Raw genomic sequence first — 18,927 nt, 5'->3', positions numbered from 1 at the left:
TTTGTCGCAATCTCAGTTTGGCGCATGACGCCGTATTTGGGAGCGTCCATCTCATCAGGCACTTTAAGAAAAGTATCATGCTATCAATTACATGTGATTAGTGTCCCCAAGCTCAAAGGCGCTGATTAAAGATGAATGGTTGCCTTTTGAACGATATCCTTTTCATATTGTTTGATTGCCAACCATTTTCATTACTAATGACTAAAGCCCGTTCATCCCTCATCAGCATCGACGCGACTCCTTATTACCACTGCGTTTCACGCTGTGTTCGTCGCACGTTTCTTTGTGGATATGATGAACAAGCACAACAATCCTATGAACACCGCAGAGGGTGGATTGAGAATCGCCTGTTGGCCTTAGCCAACGCATTCTGTATTGATGTTTGTGCGTATGCCATCATGAGTAATCACTATCATGTGGTGTTGCACATCAATGCTGAGAAAGCCAAAAAATTGAGCCAACATGATGTTGTTGAGCGCTGGTTGGCCTTTCATCAAGGGCCCTCCCTCACTCAACGGTTTGTTCAAGGCGATGAGCTTTCAGAATCGGAAGCGGAAAGATGCAGTGACATGATTGAAGTGTGGCGAGAGCGCCTGATGTCAATCAGTTGGTTCATGCGATTGTTAAACCAACACATTGCGTCAGAAGCTAACCGCGAAGACAAATGCACCGGTCATTTTTGGGAAGGCCGATTTAAAAGCCAGGCGCTGCTGGATGAGAAAGCACTCGCCGCAGCCATGGCGTATGTCGATTTAAATCCAGTCCGCGCTGCAATCGCAAACACGCCCGAGTCTTCCGAGTACACATCCGTTAAAACGCGCATTGAATCCCTCAAGAATGACGAAACCACTGCACCTTATTTATTTCCCTTTGCAGGCAACCCAAAAGAAAACATGCCTGATGGTATTCCCTTTCGATTAATGGACTATCTCGAACTTGTTGATTGGACTGGACGCCAATGCCGAGAAGACAAACGGGGTCATATTGATAGTCAAATACCCGATATTCTCAAGCGTCTAGGGTTTGAGTCTGACGAATGGCTTGATACCTATTCGAAAATTGAGAATGGAACAATGATTGGCTCTGAGACAACCATTAAAGCCGCCCTGCCTTTGCTCGGGCGAAAGCGACTTTGCGGATTTCGCATACCTACATCTACGCGTTAGGTGTCACCAATCCGCCGATTTATGAAATTGACTCCTCTCCGGTGGCTTGAACGTGCCTGCTACAAGCTAACTAGTTGCAAATTCTGCCTACCTTTCTTCTTACCAGTCTTCTTGATCGAAAAAAGCCCGCTTTTGAACGTTATGATAAATATAGGGGGATGGAGGTATTCAGTTGTTTCAATAACGTCTGTCCCTGTATTCCTTGCTGTATTCTCTGCTGTATTCTCTGCTGTATTCTCTGAGCCTTGAAGCACTATCGTATGAAACTGACAAATTCATGTTTTTCATAAAGTCTGTGTCCTAATTAGTTTTGCACTTTTCACGCCTTTTCTCAGTCATGAACGAATATCTTCTCCCTTCGCTATTTTCATTCATAGGCAGGCGTGTTGAGATAGAGAAACGCTGGCACCACACACCAAGGATGGCAACAATGACATTTGAAACTTGGCTCGCTTTTTTGTCGATTGCGTTTGTTGCAGCACTCTCTCCTGGGCCTGCAATCTTATTGGTGATGACGCACTCACTCCGTTCGGGACTGAAAAAAGCGGTGTATACGATTTTGGGGAATGTCACGGGGCTGTTTTTGATGTCTTCGTTTTCAGTCTTGGGGTTAAGCGCATTGGTGTTAAGCTCGGCGACCGCATTCTTGGTGATCAAAGTGCTGGGGGCGTGCTACCTTTTTTACCTCGGTATAAAAACGTGGCGAAATGGCATGGCAATATCGCTTGATGATGCACCTAAAACGGTGAACACCAAAAGCTACTACTTGCAAGGTGTGCTGGTTGCGCTGACCAACCCTAAAGCCATCGTCTTTACCACGGCGTTATTCCCGCAATTTATCAATATCAATCAAGCATTGTTGCCCCAGTTTTCTTTGCTGGTGATAACGCTGATGTGTTGTTCGTTCATCTGCCTTTGTGGTTATGGCTACTGGGGTGTCAGGGCATTTACACGTTCAAAACGTCTTGCGAATTCCAAGTGGTTACCGCGCACCTTTGGCGGTACGTTTATGGGTGTGGGCGTCGCACTCGCTCTGACGGCACAGCGCTAAGGCCTTAAACATTAGGATCACGGCGCTGCTCGTTACGTCGTGACAAGCAGTGCCGTGAGCAACACGACCAACGTGAACAACACAACGGATAACCCCTTCCAAAAGCGCACAGGATCTTTTTCGATCATGGCGCGCTGTTGGCTGGCCTTTTCCAACTCCCTATTCGGCGTCAGCAAATCTTGCTCAAACTCAGACAGCACGTCATAACGCGCAGAGGGTATGGAATGGCACGCCTTTTTCAGCGCCGCATCGAACCAATCAGGCACATCAGGCCGAAACACCACGGCAGGGGTGTAAGTTTGTCGGTTTGATACCCGTGGATTTGACGCATTCACAGGTTTGTAGGGTAAATGCCCAGTGAGCATTTCATAGAAAGTCACGCCGAGTGAAAATACGTCTGACGACAAGGTGGCTTTGTTGCCCTTCAAGTACTCGGGCGCAGCATAATTCAAATCCCCAACGGGATAACTTTCTTCTATGTGCCCTGACAACTCCTCTAAGCCTTGCGCTTGTGCTGTTCCGTAATCGATCAAGACCACGTTCATGTCTTTATCTACCATCAAGTTGTCAGGCTTGATATCACGATGTACCACTGCCATGCGCTGTAACACTCGCATCGAACGAATTGCGCCTTTGGCAAGCGTGCGGATTTGTGAAAGTGTTGGTGTTGGGTTATCCAGCATCCATTGTCTTAGCGTCATGCCATCCACGAAATCGCACACATGATAGAGAAAACGCGAGTGCCAGGTCTGCGGATGAATCTTCATCACGCCCCGCTTTCGCACTTGCTCGCCGATCCACCCTTCTCTAATGAATCCAGAAAGGTAAACCTCGTCGTCCGCGAAGTTCTGAGACGGCATTTTCAATACATATTGTTTGTCGTCCTGCATGCTTCTCGCCAAATACAAATGACTTCGGCTTCCACTGTAGATCACGCGTTTTATCTGAAAATGATCTATCTGTTGTCCTTCAGACAACACGGGAGGGATCACCTGTTCCGCGCGGTATCTAAACGCTTCATCAAAAGCCGCTTTCGGTAATTCATCAATGGCGAGAAAAAGGCAAGAAATATTGTCATCACTGCCCGCCGCGAGCGCTCCGTCGACCAGCTTGCTTGCTAAGGCTTCAAGATCTTCGGCTTCGAGATCTTCAGCTTCAAGATCTTCGTTTTCGCGACTTAAGCTGCCATTTAAAAACGCAAGGATATCGTTTTCTGGCAAGGCATCATGAATGCCATCAGTGGTCATCAACAACACATCACCCGCCTGTATCGCTGATAGTTTGTAGTCCACCTCTAAGTGACTATCAATACCGAGCGCACGGGTCAGATGATGCTGTGTTTTGCTGGTATAGCGCCGATGGTCTTGGGTTAACTGGGTCAGCGTTTTATCTCGAAGAAGATAAACCCGACAGTCACCCACGTGAAAAAGATGGGCAGTGTTTGATTTAATGATAACGCTGGTAAACGCGGCGACCATGGCATTGGATTTCTCGCCATCTTGTTTTGCGTGATGGAAAAGCCAATGGTTAATCGATTTAAGTACCGCCCCCGCAGAGGACTTAACCGACCACGTATTTGGGGTGTCCATGTAGTCATTTATAAACTCAGTGACGCTGGTTTCACTGGCTTTTTGGCTGACCTCGCTTGAACTTACGCCATCAGCAATCGTCGCAACCACCCCTTTGTGTTTGAGTTCACTGAGATTGGTGGGAACTTTTACCGCAAAGGCATCTTGATTTGGGGGTTTTCGCCCCGCAACAGAGCACCCACCCGCACGAACGACGAGCCGAGAAGCAAGCTTCTCGGACTCTTTCGTGGCTTGAGACGCCATGCAAGGCGTCGACAAAACCTCGGGTTTCATAATTAGGCTTTCGCTACGTCAATCATGGTGATCGTACCATCGTCATTCACTTCAGCAATTTGGCCTGAAGGCTCTTCCATAAAGAGTAGCGTGACAAAACCAAGTACTGCAGTACCTGCAATGATTAAGAAGAAGGTACTGTAATCCACCAGCGACAACACAGTAAGATACACCACGGCACCAACGTTACCGTATGCGCCTGTCATACCTGCAATTTGCCCTGTCATACGGCGTTTAATCAGTGGCACGGCTGCAAATACCGCCCCTTCACCCGATTGCACGAAGAACGAACAGCCCATTGCCGCTACAACCGCCAACCATACAGGCCATGCGCCATCGACTTGTCCCATCACCAAATAACCCACTGCCAAGCCAGCCGTTAGGATAAGCAGGGTCGGTTTACGACCAAATTTATCCGACAGCCAACCGCCACCCGGGCGCGACATCAAGTTCATGAAGGCATAGGCTGATGCCACCATACCTGCAACAACAGGGGTCAGTTCAAAGGTGTCTGCAAAGAACAACGGCAGCATAGACACCACCGCCAATTCAGAACCGAATGTCGCGAAGTACAGGACGTTTAGCACCGCAACTTGCTTGAATTTGTACTGATGAATTTCAGGCACTGGTTCAACGAACACGTGCTTGTTCACTTTCCATACTTGGGCAGCATCGAACACATAGATCAGGCCAAGAACCACGTAGATAACGGTTACTACCGAGTCTGAAAACATGCCAATACCGGATGGCGACAGTTTCCATGCCAATAACGCAAGTGCGCCGTACATGGGCGTTTTCATCAACAGAAGCAATGCAAAATCACCCTTCGAGGTCACTTCCATCGCACCCGCATTTTTTGGTTTGTAGTAGGTTGCACCTTTTGGCGTATCTGTCACGCTGCGGTAAAACACAACAGAGAACAGTAAGCTCATTAGGCCGGTAATGCCCATGGCATAACGCCAGCCGTCTTCACCACCAAACATCACTGCAACCGTTGGAAGGGTGAATGCAGCCGCCGCGGAGCCAAAGTTACCCCAACCGCCGTATATGCCTTCTGCCGTGCCCAACTCGTTATGTGGGAACCACTCAGACACCAAGCGAATGCCGATAACGAAACCCGCACCGATCAACCCGAGCGCAAAACGCGCAATGGCGGCTTGTACGAAATTGTCGGAGAGGGCGAAAACGAAACAGGGAATGGAACAAATGGCGAGCAAGAGTGAGTACACTAAACGTGGCCCGTATTTGTCCGTTAACATACCGACGATCACACGAGCGGGTATGGTGAAAGCGACGTTAAGAATAAGAAGTGTTTTGATTTCTGCAGTGGTTAAACCGAGCGATTCTTTTACCGATTGAAGCATGGGGGCAAAGTTAAACCACACCACAAACGTAATAAAAAAGGCGAACCAACTTAAATGAAGTATTTTCATTTTCCCTGTAAATGAGAAAATATTGAATTTCTCGCTACCTGACATCATTCCTGTCCTCGTTAATTAATAATCCCTTGAGCTGCAACGCTTTGTTTCTGCAGCTTGTTTATCACTTACTTTCCCTTGCACCCTTTTTTGGGCGTGTTTGTCCCACCATGACTGACGTTGTGAACGCCAACGCACGGGTTCAATAAAGGGAATGGGGACAGTGCCGTTGCGGCAAATAAGCGCCGAATGCTCGCACTGTCTTTTTTGTTCAGTTCCTCACTCAGCTTTCCATTTAGCTTTCCATTTCGAAATTAATGCGATTTTCTTCAATGGAAGGTGAGCGTTGGTTTAGTCGATATTCAACGTCCCTAACTGAACAGCACCTTCGTGCTGCCTCACGGGGTAAGTGATGACAGACAACGATTCATCCTCAATGCACTCTCCACTGGTGAGGCAAAAGTGCTGTTTATACAGCGGAGAAGCAATCACGGTTTTGTCGCCAATCGACCCAAGCAGCCCACGCGAGAGTACATTCGCTTGTCCAATCGGGTCGAAGTTATCGATAGCGTAAAGTGTGTCCGTTTTTCCGCAGAGAAAGATAGCGACTTGCTTGTCGTTAAACAGGGCACAAATACCCGTGTTCTCTACCAAATCTGTCTTATCGCAAATGGTTTGCCACTGATACATATCGCCTCTCCTACCCTTCAATCTCTACAACATCAATGCGTTTTTCTGATTCTGCCGCGACCTTCGTCGGCTCTATAATTTGCACAGAAGGCGCTGGTACGCGCTGCTCTCTTTCAGTGATATATTTCAAACCACTGTCAGCTTGGTCGCTGTTGATAAAGTGCTTGAAGCGTTTGAGTTTTTCTGGTGATTCGATAGTGGTTTTCCACTCACATTGGTACTGACCAAGGCTGGCTGCCATTTCCGCTTCCAACTCTTCTCCAATGGCGAGTTTGTCTTCAATCACCACTTGTTTGAGGTAATCCAATCCACCTTCAAGGTTTTCCAGCCACACAGAGGTGCGCTGTAAACGATCTGCGGTGCGGATGTAGAACATCAAAATTCGGTCGATGTATTTGATCAGGGTTTCACGATCAAGGTCTGACGCGAACAAATCAGCATGGCGCGGGCGCATGCCGCCGTTGCCACAGACATACAAGTTCCAGCCATTTTCTGTCGCGATAATGCCAATGTCTTTTGATTGCGCTTCGGCACATTCACGCGTACAGCCTGACACGGCAAATTTCAATTTGTGAGGAGAGCGAAGCCCTTTGTAGCGGTCTTCAATGTTGATGGCGAACCCCACGCTGTCATCCACGCCATAGCGACACCATGTAGAGCCAACACACGATTTCACGGTTCGAACCGATTTCCCGTAGGCATGCCCGGTTTCAAACCCTGCATCGACGAGAATTTTCCATATTTCTGGAAGCTCATGTAATTGTGCGCCAAACAAGTCAATACGCTGACCGCCCGTTACTTTGGTGTAGAGGTTATAGTCTTTCGCGACCTGCCCCAACACAATCAGTTTGTCTGGCGTAATTTCACCGCCCGCAACACGCGGCACAACAGAGTAGGTGCCGTCTTTTTGCATGTTACCGAGGTAAATATCGTTGGTGTCTTGCAGCCCCATGTGCTCGTCTTTCAGCACATAGTCGTTCCAGAATGATGCCAAGATAGAACCAACGGTTGGCTTACACACATCACACCCCAGCCCTTTACCGTGGCTGTCGAGTAATTCATCAAAGGTTTTGATTTTCTTGATGCGGACAATATCCGCCAATTCTTGGCGCGTGTATTCGAAGTGCTCACACAGGTTATTGTTCACTTCATGCCCGAGCGCTGCTAGTTCTGCATCCATCACTTGTTTGGTGAGGGCTGCACAGCCGCCACAGCCTGTTGAGGCTTTGGTTTCGGCTTTTAAATCCGCCATCGAGGTGCAACCTGACGCCACCGCTGTTTTGATGCAGCCTTTGGTCACGTCGTAACACGAACAAATCTGCGCTTCATCCGGCAAGGTCGCTAACCCTGCCGATCCAGCATCGCTGTCTGCTGCGTCACTAGACAGGAGCAACACAGAAGGGAATTCTGGAAGGGGTAAACCATTAAGCATTGTTTGCAATAAGTTCGGGTAGCTTTCAACATCCCCCACCAACACTGCGCCTAGCAAGGTTTTTCCATCTTCAGAAACGATAATGCGTTTGTAGACTTGCTCAATACCATCCGAGAAGGTGTAAGACTGCGCACCCGGCGTTGAGCCTTGCGCATCGCCGATACTCGCCACATCAACACCCAACAACTTGAGTTTGGTGCTCATGTCAGCGCCTTTAAACTCGGCCTCGGTGCCACAAATGGATGCGACCGCAACCTTGGCCATCTGGTAACCTGGGGCGACTAAACCAAAGATCTTGCCTTCCCAAAGCGCACATTCGCCAATGGCGTAAATGTCGCTATCGTTGGTTTGGCATTGATTGTTAATGACGATACCGCCGCGCTCACCCAAGGTCAGATCATGGGCTTTAGCGAGTTCATCTTGAGGGCGGATTCCGGCAGAGAACACCACCATGTCGGTCTCGAGTTCTGTGCCATCGGCAAAGGTGAGTTTGTAGCGACACGTATCGCCTTTCGTGATGTTCTGCGTGGCTTTTTCGGTGTGTACCTTCACACCTAACGCCGAGATTTTTTGCTTAAGTAGCTCACCGCCGCCTTCGTCTAACTGCACCGCCATCAGGCGTGGAGCAAATTCCACCACATGGGTTTCAAGCCCCATGTTTTGAATGGCATTTGCCGCTTCTAAGCCCAACAGCCCACCCCCGATGACCACCCCAATTTTGCTGCTGTCGCCGGAAGCGCGAATGGCTTCTAAATCTTCGATGGTACGGTATACATGGCAATGCGGCTGATCGTTACCAGGAATCGGTGGGACAAAAGGGTATGAGCCCGTGGCGAGCACCAAGCTGTCGTAGGCAATCTCTCGGCCTTGGTCTGTGACGACGCATTTGTTCTCGCGTTGAATAGACACCACTTTCTCGTTCAGAAAGTAAGTGATGCCTTTTTCTTTGTATTCGTTTTCGCTGGTCAGCATAAGATCGTCAGCGTCTTTGCCGCTAAAAAAGCTGCTAAGTTGAACGCGGTCATAGGCTAAACGCGGTTCTTCCGAAAAAGTCATGATCTCATACTGGGCTGCATTCAGCGGACCGTCGCTGTTTTTCTGCGACAATTCGTCGATGAATCGATGCCCTACCATGCCGTTGCCGACAACGACAATACGTTTCTTTTCCATGCTCAAATCCTTATGCAGAAAGCTTTTCAAGTTGCTCTATGTCGAGATGTTCTGTGGTCTGCGTGATAAACCAATCCAATTCCTTTGCCAACGAGACAACCCTACCCACGACAATCAAAGACGGCGATACCACTGCTTCACGCTTAATAGCATCCTTGATCGTGGCGAGGTCGCTGATAAATACGCGCTGGTCAGCGGTACACCCTTTTTCAATCACCGCGACAGGCGTTGTTAAAGGCAAACCGGCTTGAGAGAGTTCTTCACTGATAAGTGACAGTTTTGACAAACCCATGTAAAACACCAAGGTGTGATCCAAGGCAGCGAGGGCTTTCCAGTTCACAGACAACTCTTTTTCGGCGTGGGCAGTCACCAAAGTACAACCTTGCGATAAGCCGCGATGCGTGAGAGGAATGCCTGCATAGCTGGTGCAGCCAGATGCGGCTGTGATCCCAGGAATAACTTCTACCTGAATGTCTTCCTGATGCAGGGTTTGCATTTCTTCGCCACCTCGACCAAAGACAAAAGCGTCTCCTCCTTTTAATCGACATACGTCCTTCCCACACTTTGCTAGCTCAACCAATAACGTGTTGGTATCACTCTGTGGAACGCTGTGTGCGCCCTTCGCTTTACCCACGTTGTAGGTTTCTTTGTCTGAGGGAATAAGCGAGAGAATGTCGGCGCTAACGAGTCTGTCATACACGACAACATCTGCCTGTTGAATGCAACGTAACGCTTTAATGGTCAGTAAATCTGGGTCGCCTGGACCTGCACCAACAAGAAAGACAGTGCCAACCTTGCGCTGGCTCTCTTCGGATTTCGCTTTCTTGCTATTCACTCCATCAAAAACGCTTGATGAAATAGCGGCGACACGTGCTTGCCTTAATAACCCTTCACGACCGTTAAGCATATGAAACTGTTTATTTGGCATAATTGAATATGTGCTATTTGCCATCCTGACCTCACCAGTACATCCATGCGATAATTCAATCTAAAGAAATAAATACGCTTCTATGTTTATGAATGCGTCTTTATGAATTCATCGCTTTCTATTTTTCATCAATAGAGCAAGTTGAGTGCCAGCAACGCAAAACATGACACCATTAAATCACAACATGATGTTTTGTAAGATTTATTTATTAAATCACCTTCATCATCTCAATTAAAACCGCTTATGACTTTGCATTGAAATGCACTTTTTACGTGCACCTTTTTATTGCATTGCACCAGAATGAACAGAATCTATTAATAGATTTATTTTTTCGCACTCTCTTAGCGCAAAGGTAAAAATCACCCACATCATTCTTTTAACGCAAAAAATGTTTATTACTCCCAATTATCCCACTGTTATTTTCAACAACACAGAAACTGGCGCGGTATTTGCTCTGTATGATTAAAAGTAAATAAGTAATAAAACAAGGATGGGTGAGCGAAGTGACAAATATCCAAACTACGTCAGAGAAAAACAAAAGCGAATGGATCAAGTCTACGTGCGCCTATTGCGGTGTCGGTTGCGGCATCGAAGCCAAAGTGAATGCGTCTGGCAAACTCGAGATTAGAGGGGATGAATCCCATCCAGCCAACTTAGGCCGACTCTGTTCCAAGGGATTAGCATTAGGTGACACCGTCACGAGTGAAGGCCGACTACTCGCCCCTTCAATCGACGGGAAAGCAACAACATGGAATACCGCGCTGAACCACGTTGCTTCGTCACTCAACGATATCATTCAAGAACATGGTCCTGATGCGGTGGCATTTTATGTGTCAGGGCAACTTCTTACCGAAGATTATTACGTTGTCAATAAGTTGATGAAGGGCTTTATTGGCTCTGCCAACATCGACACCAATTCCCGTCTTTGCATGGCCTCAGCCGTGGCTGGTCACAAACGCGCCTTTGGGGAAGATTGCGTGCCCGGCACTTATGAAGATTTAGACATCGCAGATCTCGTCGTTTTGGTGGGGTCAAACCTCGCTTGGTGTCATCCCGTGCTGTATCAACGCTTGAAAGCCGCTAAAGAACAACGTGGCACCAAAGTCATAGTCATTGACCCGCGTAAAACCAGTACTTGCGAAATCGCAGATCTTCACCTCCCACTGACGCCCGGCAGTGACATTGCGTTGTTTAATGGCTTGCTGGCCGAACTCGCCAAGCATGAACAGCTTAACCAAAGCTACATTGCCAACCACACAACGGGATTAGACGAAGCACTGACACAAGCACAGCGATTCAATACTGTCACTGCTGTGGCGGCAGCGACAGGGCTGAAACTTGCGGACATTGAAACCTTTTACCGTCTGTTTCGCCAACATTCGAGAACCGTCACCATGTTCTCCCAAGGCGTCAACCAATCGACCAGCGGCACAGACAACGCCAACAGCATTTTAAATTGTCACATCGCCACAGGGCGCATTGGTCTTCCCGGCAGTACACCCTTTTCAATCACAGGTCAGCCCAACGCGATGGGCGGGCGTGAAGTCGGTGGGCTTGCAAACACCCTCGCAGCACACTTGGAATTTGGCAACGATGCGCACTCAGCATTGGTCAGTGAATTTTGGCAAACCGACAGATTAGCCACACAACAAGGTTTAAAGGCCATCGACATGTTCGATGCCATTGAGAGTGGGAAGATTAAAGCGCTGTGGGTCATGGCAACAAACCCCGCTGTCAGCCTGCCAGACAGCGACCGTATCGCGAAGATCTTGGAGAAATGTCCACTGGTGATTGTGTCTGATTGTGTGTCGACATCAGAAACCTTGGATTACGCCCACGTGAAGTTACCCGCGCAAGGTTGGAGTGAAAAATCCGGCACAGTGACGAATTCAGAACGCATGATTTCGCGCCAACGTCGATTGCTGCCCACGCCGGGAGAAGGGAAACCTGACTGGTGGATTGTGAGTGAAGTGGGCAAACGCATGGGATTTCACCAAGCCTTCGACTACCCAACGGAAGCGCACATTTTCCAAGAGTACGTGGCTATGACCACGATCGGAAATCAAGAGGGAGATGCAACAAAGAGAAAACTGAACCTTTCTGCATTGCGCGGGTTATCGGTCGAAGAATACAACACCTTCTCTCCGACACGCTGGCCTATCGTGAATGAGGACAGCGACTCAGGACGCCTCTTCACGAAAGGCAACTTCTCTACACCTGACGGCAAAGCACGGTTTATAGCCGTTGATCACAAAGCGCCTGTAAGCCCCATCACGCCGCAATACAGCATAATCCTTAACTCAGGGCGGATTAGAGACCAGTGGCACACCATGACGCGTACAGGGCTTTCTGCAGCATTAAATGCCCACACTATCGAACCCATTATCGAAATCAATCCTTTTGATGCGACCGACAGGGGCATTAAAGAGGGTCAACTGGTCAATGTTATCAGCCGTGTGGGCGAGCAAGTGTTCAAAGCCCATGTGACTAACCGCGTGATACCTGGGCAAAGCTTCGCGCCAATTCATTGGAACAAAATGAATTGCTCAGGCGGAAAGGTAACGGCAGTGATTCCCGCACATACCGATCCTATTTCTGGCCAACCCGAATTTAAGGCAACGCCTGTTTCTCTCAAACCCTTGATGATGCAAAGCGCGGCGAGCTTGGTGACGAAAACGCGTCTTACCCAGTCCCAACTTCAAACCTTTGGTGCCGTCTATTGGGTACTTCAAGCCATTGAAGGTGGTTATCTTTATCATTTCCAATTCAAAGAGAACTGCGCTTCAGTACCTTCAACGCTCATGACACTGGCCCCTTCTGAACACGCTACGCTCATTCATGGCAATGCGGAGCACGGACGTCGTGTGGTGGTGTACCAAGACAAAACACCGCTGTTTGCATTTTCTGCCTTCCCCTTAAAGCAAGAAAACGAACAGCCCGACATATCGCAACTTCTCACCAGTCAATTTGATAGCCAAGACATTCACGCCTTTCTATCGGGTTCACTGGCAGCACGCTCACCGATTGTTTGTGCGTGTAAACAGGTCACACTGGATACGATTGAAGTTTCGTTGATTGATGGGAGCGCTGAAAGTGTTCAAGACGTTAGCAACCAAACACTCGCCGGCACAGGTTGTGGGAGTTGCACCGCGGAAATCGGCAACATTGTCGATCGGGTCTGCGCTAGAAAGTTGACGCAGCGTAAAGCGGGATAAGAAGCGAAATATGTGAAAGTCGCTCGCTGTGAACGTCCGTAGTGTTAGCGCGATACTCCCCCCAAAAACAAAAAGGCAGCCTACAGGCTGCCTTTTCAAACTTCACAATGAAGAATTACTTCTTCTTGCGCTTATCTGTGATTTCCCACTTACCGTCAATAAGCAGACCAGTCCAACCAGATGGCTTACCGTCTTCTTCGGTACGCACATAGTTCTCTTTGCTCTTACGGCTAAAGCGAACCACAGCTTTGCGACCATCAGGGTCTTGCGCTGGGGCATCTGCCAGATACTGATATTTCTCTGGGATACGGTCTTTAAAGCGAGCAAGCTCTTCAACCAAAGGCGCACGAGTTTCGCGTGATTTCGGGAAGTTACTCGCCGCAAAGAACAAGCCTGAAGCACCATCGCGAAGCACAAAGTATGCGTCTGAGTTTTCACAAGGTAGCTCAGGGAAATGCACCGGGTCTTCTTTCGGTGGTGCGATTTCGCCGTTCTTCAAAATCTTACGCGTATTCTTACAGGTTTCGTTCGTGCACCCCATGTACTTACCGAAACGGCCGTTTTTCAGCACCATGTCAGAACCACATTTGTCACACTCAACCATTGGGCCTTCGTAGCCCTTAAGTTTGAACTCGCCTTTTTCGATCAAGTACCCGTCACAGCTTGGGTTATTACCACAAACATGCAGTTTACGATCTTGGTCAATCAGATACGCATCCATTGCCGTTTCGCACTTCGGACAACGTTTCTTCGCACGCAGTGCGGCGGTTTCAACGTCTTCTTCCAGTACGTTAACGATGCCTTCTTCATCCATCAAGTTGATGGTGGTTTTGCAACGCTCTTTGGGTGGCAACTGGTAACCAGAACAACCTAGGAATACGCCTGTCGATGCGGTACGAATACCCATCTTGCGACCACAGGTTGGACAGTCAATATCCGTCATGACGATACTGTTAGGCTTCATTCCGCCTTCAGTTTCTTCAAGTTCAGCTTTGCCCAAATCGTCAGTAAACGCTTTAAAGAAGTTGTTCAGAACTTGCTTCCAGTCTTCACTGCCCATTGCGATCTTATCGAGGTTGCCCTCCATTCGCGCAGTGAAGTCGTAGTCCATCAAGTCTGCAAAACTGTCATCGAGACGATCGGTGACAATCTCACCCATCTTCTCAGCGTAGAAACGACGTTGTTCGGTACGCACATAACCACGATCTTGAATCGTTGAAATGATCGATGCATAGGTAGAAGGACGACCAATACCGCGCTTCTCAAGCTCTTTAACCAATGCAGCTTCTGTAAAGCGTGCTGGCGGCTTGGTGAAGTGTTGTTTAGGGTCAACCTTATCAAGCGTCAAGATCTCACCCACATCAACATGTGGAAGCGTTGTATCTTCGTTTTTACCCATTGGACGCTGCACGCGAGTCCAACCATCAAAGCGTAAGGTACGACCTTTCGCTTTTAGGGTAAATTCACCCGCTTTAACGCTGATGGTGCCTGAATCATATTTCGCAGGTGTCATTTGACACGATACAAACTGACGCCAAATCAGGTCATAGAGACGATGCGCATCTGGGTCCATGCCCTGCAGATCATCTGCTTTCACGTCAACGCTTGAAGGACGAATCGCTTCGTGCGCTTCTTGTGCATTGCCTTTCGAACCATATTTGATCGGTGCCGATGGCAAATACTTGTCGCCGTACTCGCCATTAATAAACTCACGAGCAGATTCTACAGCTTCTTGACTCAAGTTGGTCGAGTCGGTACGCATGTAGGTGATGTAACCACCTTCGTACAAACGTTGAGCCAACATCATGGTCTTCTTAACACCGAAGCCCATACGAGTACTCGCCGCTTGTTGTAGCGTCGAGGTGATAAACGGTGCAGACGGCTTACTGGTAGTCGGACGATCTTCTCGGTCCACCACTTTGTAAGTCGCTTTTTGCAATGCATCCGTCGCGGCCATCGCTTGCGCTTCGTTCAATGGCTTGAACGCTTCGCTGTTTTGTTGAGCAACCACCAAACGCAGCACATTTTGGCTCGCCGTCGTGGTATCGGCGTGAATATCCCAATACTCTTGCGGAATAAACGCCTTGATCTCATGTTCGCGTTCTACGAGCAGCTTCACCGCTACTGATTGAACACGACCTGCAGACAAGCCACGTGCAACCTTCTTCCAAAGAAGAGGCGACACCATAAAGCCCACAACGCGATCCAGGAAGCGGCGTGCTTGCTGTGCATTCACGCCATCCATGTTCAACTCACCAGGCGCTTGGAACGCTTGCTGGATAGCATTTTGAGTAATTTCGTTAAAGACAACGCGTTTAAAACGGCTTTCATCACCGCCGATCAGTTCCCGCAGGTGCCAAGCAATGGCCTCCCCTTCGCGGTCCAAATCCGTTGCGAGATAAACAAAATCTGCTTTTTCTGCTAACGCTTGAAGTTCCGAAACTACTTTTTCCTTACCCGGAAGTACTTGGTACTTCGCTTTCCAATTTTGGTAAGGATCAACACCCATTTTGTTGATGAGTGAGTTCTTTTCTTTCTCTTTTTTGATGCGCTCTTTTTCTTCCGGGCTCAACCCTTTGGTTGAGATAGGCGTCGCTTTTTTGCCGCCTTGAGAAGCGCCGGTAGGCAGATCCCGAACATGACCAACGCTTGATTTAACGATGAAGTCTTTGCCCAGGTATTTATTAATCGTTTTTGCCTTTGCCGGGGACTCCACGATAACGAGAGATTTACCCATAGTGACCAATACGCCCTCGCGTTAAAAATTCAATCTGTCAGTCCCAATGGCAAAAAACAGTAATGCCATGCCGACTGACGCTATTTACAATATTGAGCGAGTCGATCTGAATATCAACCAGTTTCTTTCTAAATCCCCCCGATTGGTCGCAGCTTCCGCAGTTGTTAAGCGGTTGTAAACAACAAACAGGTTTTTCCGGAGGGTTAACGTCGTCTCACTTTTGCAAGCGCGGTAATCATTACCATTGACCGCAACCTATTTACCATTTCACTTCGAATTTTTCTGGCTTGGCTCACAATTAGCAGCATGACTAACGATCAATTCGAAGCAATCGTAACCATGTCCTCTTTTATAGACGCTCAGGCTATAATAGGCGCTCTTTTTCAATTTACCCGAGAAAAGTATGTCTGAGAAAACACCGATTAGCGCTAATGAGTTGCTAGCCATTGCCAATCAAATGATCAAAGAACACGATGCTTACCTAGAAGGTATGCTTGCAAATTCGGTTGATGAAAAAGCGGGTGTGATGGTTTTTAAAGGCGAATATTTTTTGGACGACAACGGATTGCCAACGCCGAAAACCACCGCTGTTTTCAATATGTTCAAGTATCTTGCCCACCAGCTTTCTAAGCAATATACCTTGCAGTGATTGGACGAATTGACACTCTCAATATCGCCAATACCGACCAGAAAAATGCCACCTCAAAGGTGGCATTTTTTCATCCAAATCTAGGTTTAACCCTCAAACACCGCGGTATCTTTTTCTTTGTCCTCACCAACAGAGTTACCGCCTTGATCAGATTTATCGCCACCGCGCCCTTTCGGATCTGGGCCAAACTGATTTGGACCTGGTGTACCATCCATAATGCCTAATTCCACCAAAGCGAAAATAGGACCAATCAAAGGCAAGAAAGTCACAGCTATCCACCAAGGGCTTTTATTTCTATCTTTCAAGCGTTTGATATTCAGTGCAATTGATGCATAAATTGCAAACAGGGAAATCGCGATTGAAAGCGCATCAAGCACGATGTTTCCGCCTTGATAAAACAAAGTTGGCAATACCATGACCAATACAGGCAAGCTATATAGCCAATAATCACGGCGTCTCATTCGACCTTGGAATGAAAACAACGCCCACTTTTGGTTGTTCATGTAAACTCCTAAACGATTGGTCGCTGACCGCGACTGATCCACTTCAGCAATAGGCGATCCGCCGCCTCTGCTGATGCACCAGCCAATTTCTCAGCGAGCTTTTTGCGCTGCACGTAACGAACGCCCAGAACGTCTTTTTCTTTTACTGCAGACACCAAGTAGTCATCACTGGTTCCAATGAAATCGATCAAGCCTAACGGTAGAGCTTGATTACCAAACCAATGCTCTCCTGTCGCCACTTTCTCTAGTTCCAATGAAGGACGATGATCTGCGATAAAATCTTTAAATAATGTATGCGTCTCTTCCAATTCAGCCATGAATTTCTCACGCGCTTTGTCGGTATTTTCGCCAAACATCGTAAGGGTACGTTTGAACTCACCAGCGGTGATTTGCTCAAACTCAATATCATGTTTCTTAAGCAGTTTATTGAAGTTTGGCAATTGCGCAATGACGCCAATTGAACCCACAACTGCAAACGGTGCGGCGATAATTTTGTCCGCGACACAGGCCATCATGTAGCCACCACTCGCCGCTACTTTATCAACGGAAACCGTTAACGGAATGCCCGCTTGCTTGATGCGATCAAGCTGAGACGAAGCAAGGCCATACGCGTGCACCATGCCACCTCCACTTTCGAGGCGGATCAACACTTCGTCGCCTTCTTTTGCCACCGCAAGCACAGCGGTGACTTCTTCACGCAATGCGGTCACTTCTCGCGCATCAATGCTGCCTTTAAAATCCAAAACGAAAACATGAGGCTTACGGCTAGATTCCAATGACACGGTATCTGTCATTTTCTTTGCATCCGCTTTTGCTTCTTTTGCCTTGGCTTTTTCCGCTTTCTTTTCTGCTTTGTCGCGAGCCTTTAGCGCCACTTCATCATAAAGATAAGATTCCATGGAATGAATCAAATCCTTATGTTTTTCAGTCAGGTTCGTTACTTCTAGTTCTCCTTTCTGACCCTGTTTGCCACCCGCACTTTTTGCGATAATCAGTACTGCGATGACTGCCACAGCAAAGGTCAAGATCTTTGCCAGGAACAGGCCATAATCAAGCAAGAATTCCAAACTGTATTCCTCATTTATAGTTATATACGACCATTCTACTAAACATCGACCCGCAAAGTGCAAGTGTCGTGTCGTTTTCTTTGTATTCGCCAGTTGTTTAATTGAGGTTCAGCACCTTACAATGGCTTGTAGCCGCGATGAAATGCCTATGCGTTTCAAAAAGTGGGCGTTGAGATTAACAGGCTGAAATGCCGAAGATAAAAAGGAATATTGTAACGTGGAGTATCAAGTAGCAGCCAACGCATTAGACGGCAAGGTCATTTTGGTGACGGGTGCAGGAGATGGCATTGGACGACAAGCCGCCCTCAGTTACGCACAACACGGTGCAACCGTCATTCTGCTAGGACGCACAGTTAAGAAATTAGAACGCGTTTACGATGAGATAGAAGCCGCTGGTTACACGCAACCAGCCATTGTGCCTCTTGATATGTTAGGCGCCACTCGTCAGCACTACTTAGACATGGCTGATACCATTGAGCAACAATTTGGCCGCCTTGACGGCGTATTGCACAATGCGGGTATGCTAGGTGTATTGAGCCCCTTCGATCAAATCGAAGAGAAAGCCTTTGATGAAGTCATGCAAGTGAACGTAAAAGCCACGTTCTTGATGACACAAGCTTTGTTACCGCTCTTACAAAAATCAGATGACGCTCGATTAGTCTTCACGTCTTCGACAGTTGGTCATGCTGGCCGTGCCTTCTGGGGTACCTATGCGATGTCGAAGTTTGCAACAGAAGGCATGATGCAAGTGCTATCTGACGAACTAAGTAACACCAGCGTCAAAGTGAATGCGATCAACCCAGGTGGTACTCGTACGAAAATGCGAGCATCTGCTTTCCCTGCTGAGGAAGCAAACAAACTCAAAACCCCACTGGATATTATGCCATTGTATCTCTATCTGATGGCGCCAGAAGGGATTAGCGTGAGTGGTCAGTGTATCGATGCACAACCAAAGTAAGCCTCATTGAATGGAAGCGGTTAAGACATACACTTAGAGAATTCTGCCTTTCATACTAGATTCAATTTGAGCATGTTCTCC

The 18,927-nt window shown here is 47.9% G+C and carries 13 protein-coding genes; 5 read left to right on the top strand and 8 right to left on the bottom strand.

Features of this window, described 5'->3' with window-relative positions:
- The first annotated feature begins 197 nt into the window (after nt 1-197).
- Complete coding sequence (locus LRP50_RS23650) at nt 198-1,166, top strand: transposase (protein ID WP_274166885.1); 969 nt, start codon at nt 198-200, stop codon at nt 1,164-1,166.
- 430 nt (nt 1,167-1,596) lie between these two features.
- Complete coding sequence (locus LRP50_RS23645; protein ID WP_274166883.1) at nt 1,597-2,217, top strand: LysE family translocator; 621 nt, start codon at nt 1,597-1,599, stop codon at nt 2,215-2,217.
- Between the two features lie 32 nt (nt 2,218-2,249).
- Here LRP50_RS23645 and LRP50_RS23640 read toward each other — a convergent pair whose 3' ends face one another.
- The 5 genes from LRP50_RS23640 to cobA form a co-directional block, all read right to left on the bottom strand.
- Nucleotides 2,250-4,079 carry a bifunctional protein-serine/threonine kinase/phosphatase gene (locus LRP50_RS23640; RefSeq protein ID WP_274166882.1) on the bottom strand — a complete coding sequence of 610 codons (1,830 nt, stop codon included), beginning with the start codon at nt 4,077-4,079 and terminating at the stop codon, nt 2,250-2,252.
- 2 nt (nt 4,080-4,081) lie between these two features.
- Complete coding sequence (locus LRP50_RS23635; protein WP_274166884.1) at nt 4,082-5,557, bottom strand: NarK family nitrate/nitrite MFS transporter; 1,476 nt, start codon at nt 5,555-5,557, stop codon at nt 4,082-4,084.
- A 291-nt stretch (nt 5,558-5,848) separates the two neighbouring features.
- Nucleotides 5,849-6,187 (bottom strand): nitrite reductase small subunit NirD, encoded by a 339-nt coding sequence (gene nirD / locus LRP50_RS23630; RefSeq protein WP_274166881.1) that lies wholly within the window; start codon nt 6,185-6,187, stop codon nt 5,849-5,851.
- 10 nt (nt 6,188-6,197) lie between these two features.
- The gene (nirB, locus tag LRP50_RS23625; RefSeq protein WP_274166880.1) at nt 6,198-8,789 is read right to left on the bottom strand and encodes a nitrite reductase large subunit NirB; all 2,592 of its coding nucleotides are present in this window, start codon (nt 8,787-8,789) and stop codon (nt 6,198-6,200) included.
- Nucleotides 8,790-8,799: 10 nt separating this feature from the next.
- The gene (gene cobA / locus LRP50_RS23620) at nt 8,800-9,741 is read right to left on the bottom strand and encodes a uroporphyrinogen-III C-methyltransferase (RefSeq protein ID WP_274166879.1); all 942 of its coding nucleotides are present in this window, start codon (nt 9,739-9,741) and stop codon (nt 8,800-8,802) included.
- Between the two features lie 470 nt (nt 9,742-10,211).
- Between cobA and LRP50_RS23615 the strand changes: the two genes are divergently transcribed.
- On the top strand, nt 10,212-12,932 hold the full coding sequence (locus tag LRP50_RS23615) for a nitrate reductase (RefSeq protein ID WP_274166878.1): 2,721 nt from the start codon (nt 10,212-10,214) through the stop codon (nt 12,930-12,932).
- 115 nt (nt 12,933-13,047) lie between these two features.
- On the opposite strand, the gene topA is transcribed toward LRP50_RS23615, so the two are convergent.
- Nucleotides 13,048-15,669: a type I DNA topoisomerase gene (topA, locus tag LRP50_RS23610; RefSeq protein WP_274166877.1), complete on the bottom strand. Its 2,622-nt coding sequence runs from the start codon at nt 15,667-15,669 to the stop codon at nt 13,048-13,050.
- A gap of 403 nt (nt 15,670-16,072) precedes the next feature.
- On the opposite strand from topA, the gene LRP50_RS23605 reads away from it, so the two are divergent.
- A complete protein-coding gene (locus tag LRP50_RS23605; protein WP_274166876.1) occupies nt 16,073-16,318 on the top strand; it encodes a YciN family protein in 246 nt (81 codons plus the stop codon).
- An 86-nt stretch (nt 16,319-16,404) separates the two neighbouring features.
- On the opposite strand, the gene LRP50_RS23600 is transcribed toward LRP50_RS23605, so the two are convergent.
- Together LRP50_RS23600 and sohB are read right to left on the bottom strand one after the other, a co-directional pair.
- Nucleotides 16,405-16,821, bottom strand: a complete 417-nt coding sequence (locus LRP50_RS23600) for a DUF805 domain-containing protein (protein WP_274166875.1) — start codon at nt 16,819-16,821, stop codon at nt 16,405-16,407.
- 8 nt (nt 16,822-16,829) lie between these two features.
- Nucleotides 16,830-17,888, bottom strand: coding sequence for a protease SohB (gene sohB / locus LRP50_RS23595; protein WP_274166874.1), 1,059 nt, complete (start codon nt 17,886-17,888; stop codon nt 16,830-16,832).
- Nucleotides 17,889-18,105: 217 nt separating this feature from the next.
- On the opposite strand from sohB, the gene LRP50_RS23590 reads away from it, so the two are divergent.
- Nucleotides 18,106-18,846, top strand: a complete 741-nt coding sequence (locus LRP50_RS23590; protein WP_274166873.1) for a YciK family oxidoreductase — start codon at nt 18,106-18,108, stop codon at nt 18,844-18,846.
- The last annotated feature ends 81 nt before the right edge of the window (nt 18,847-18,927 follow it).

The organism is Enterovibrio gelatinilyticus (assembly GCF_028683095.1).
GTDB classification, from domain to species: Bacteria; Pseudomonadota; Gammaproteobacteria; order Enterobacterales; family Vibrionaceae; genus Enterovibrio; species Enterovibrio gelatinilyticus.
This window is presented reverse-complemented; position numbering and strand designations above follow the sequence as displayed.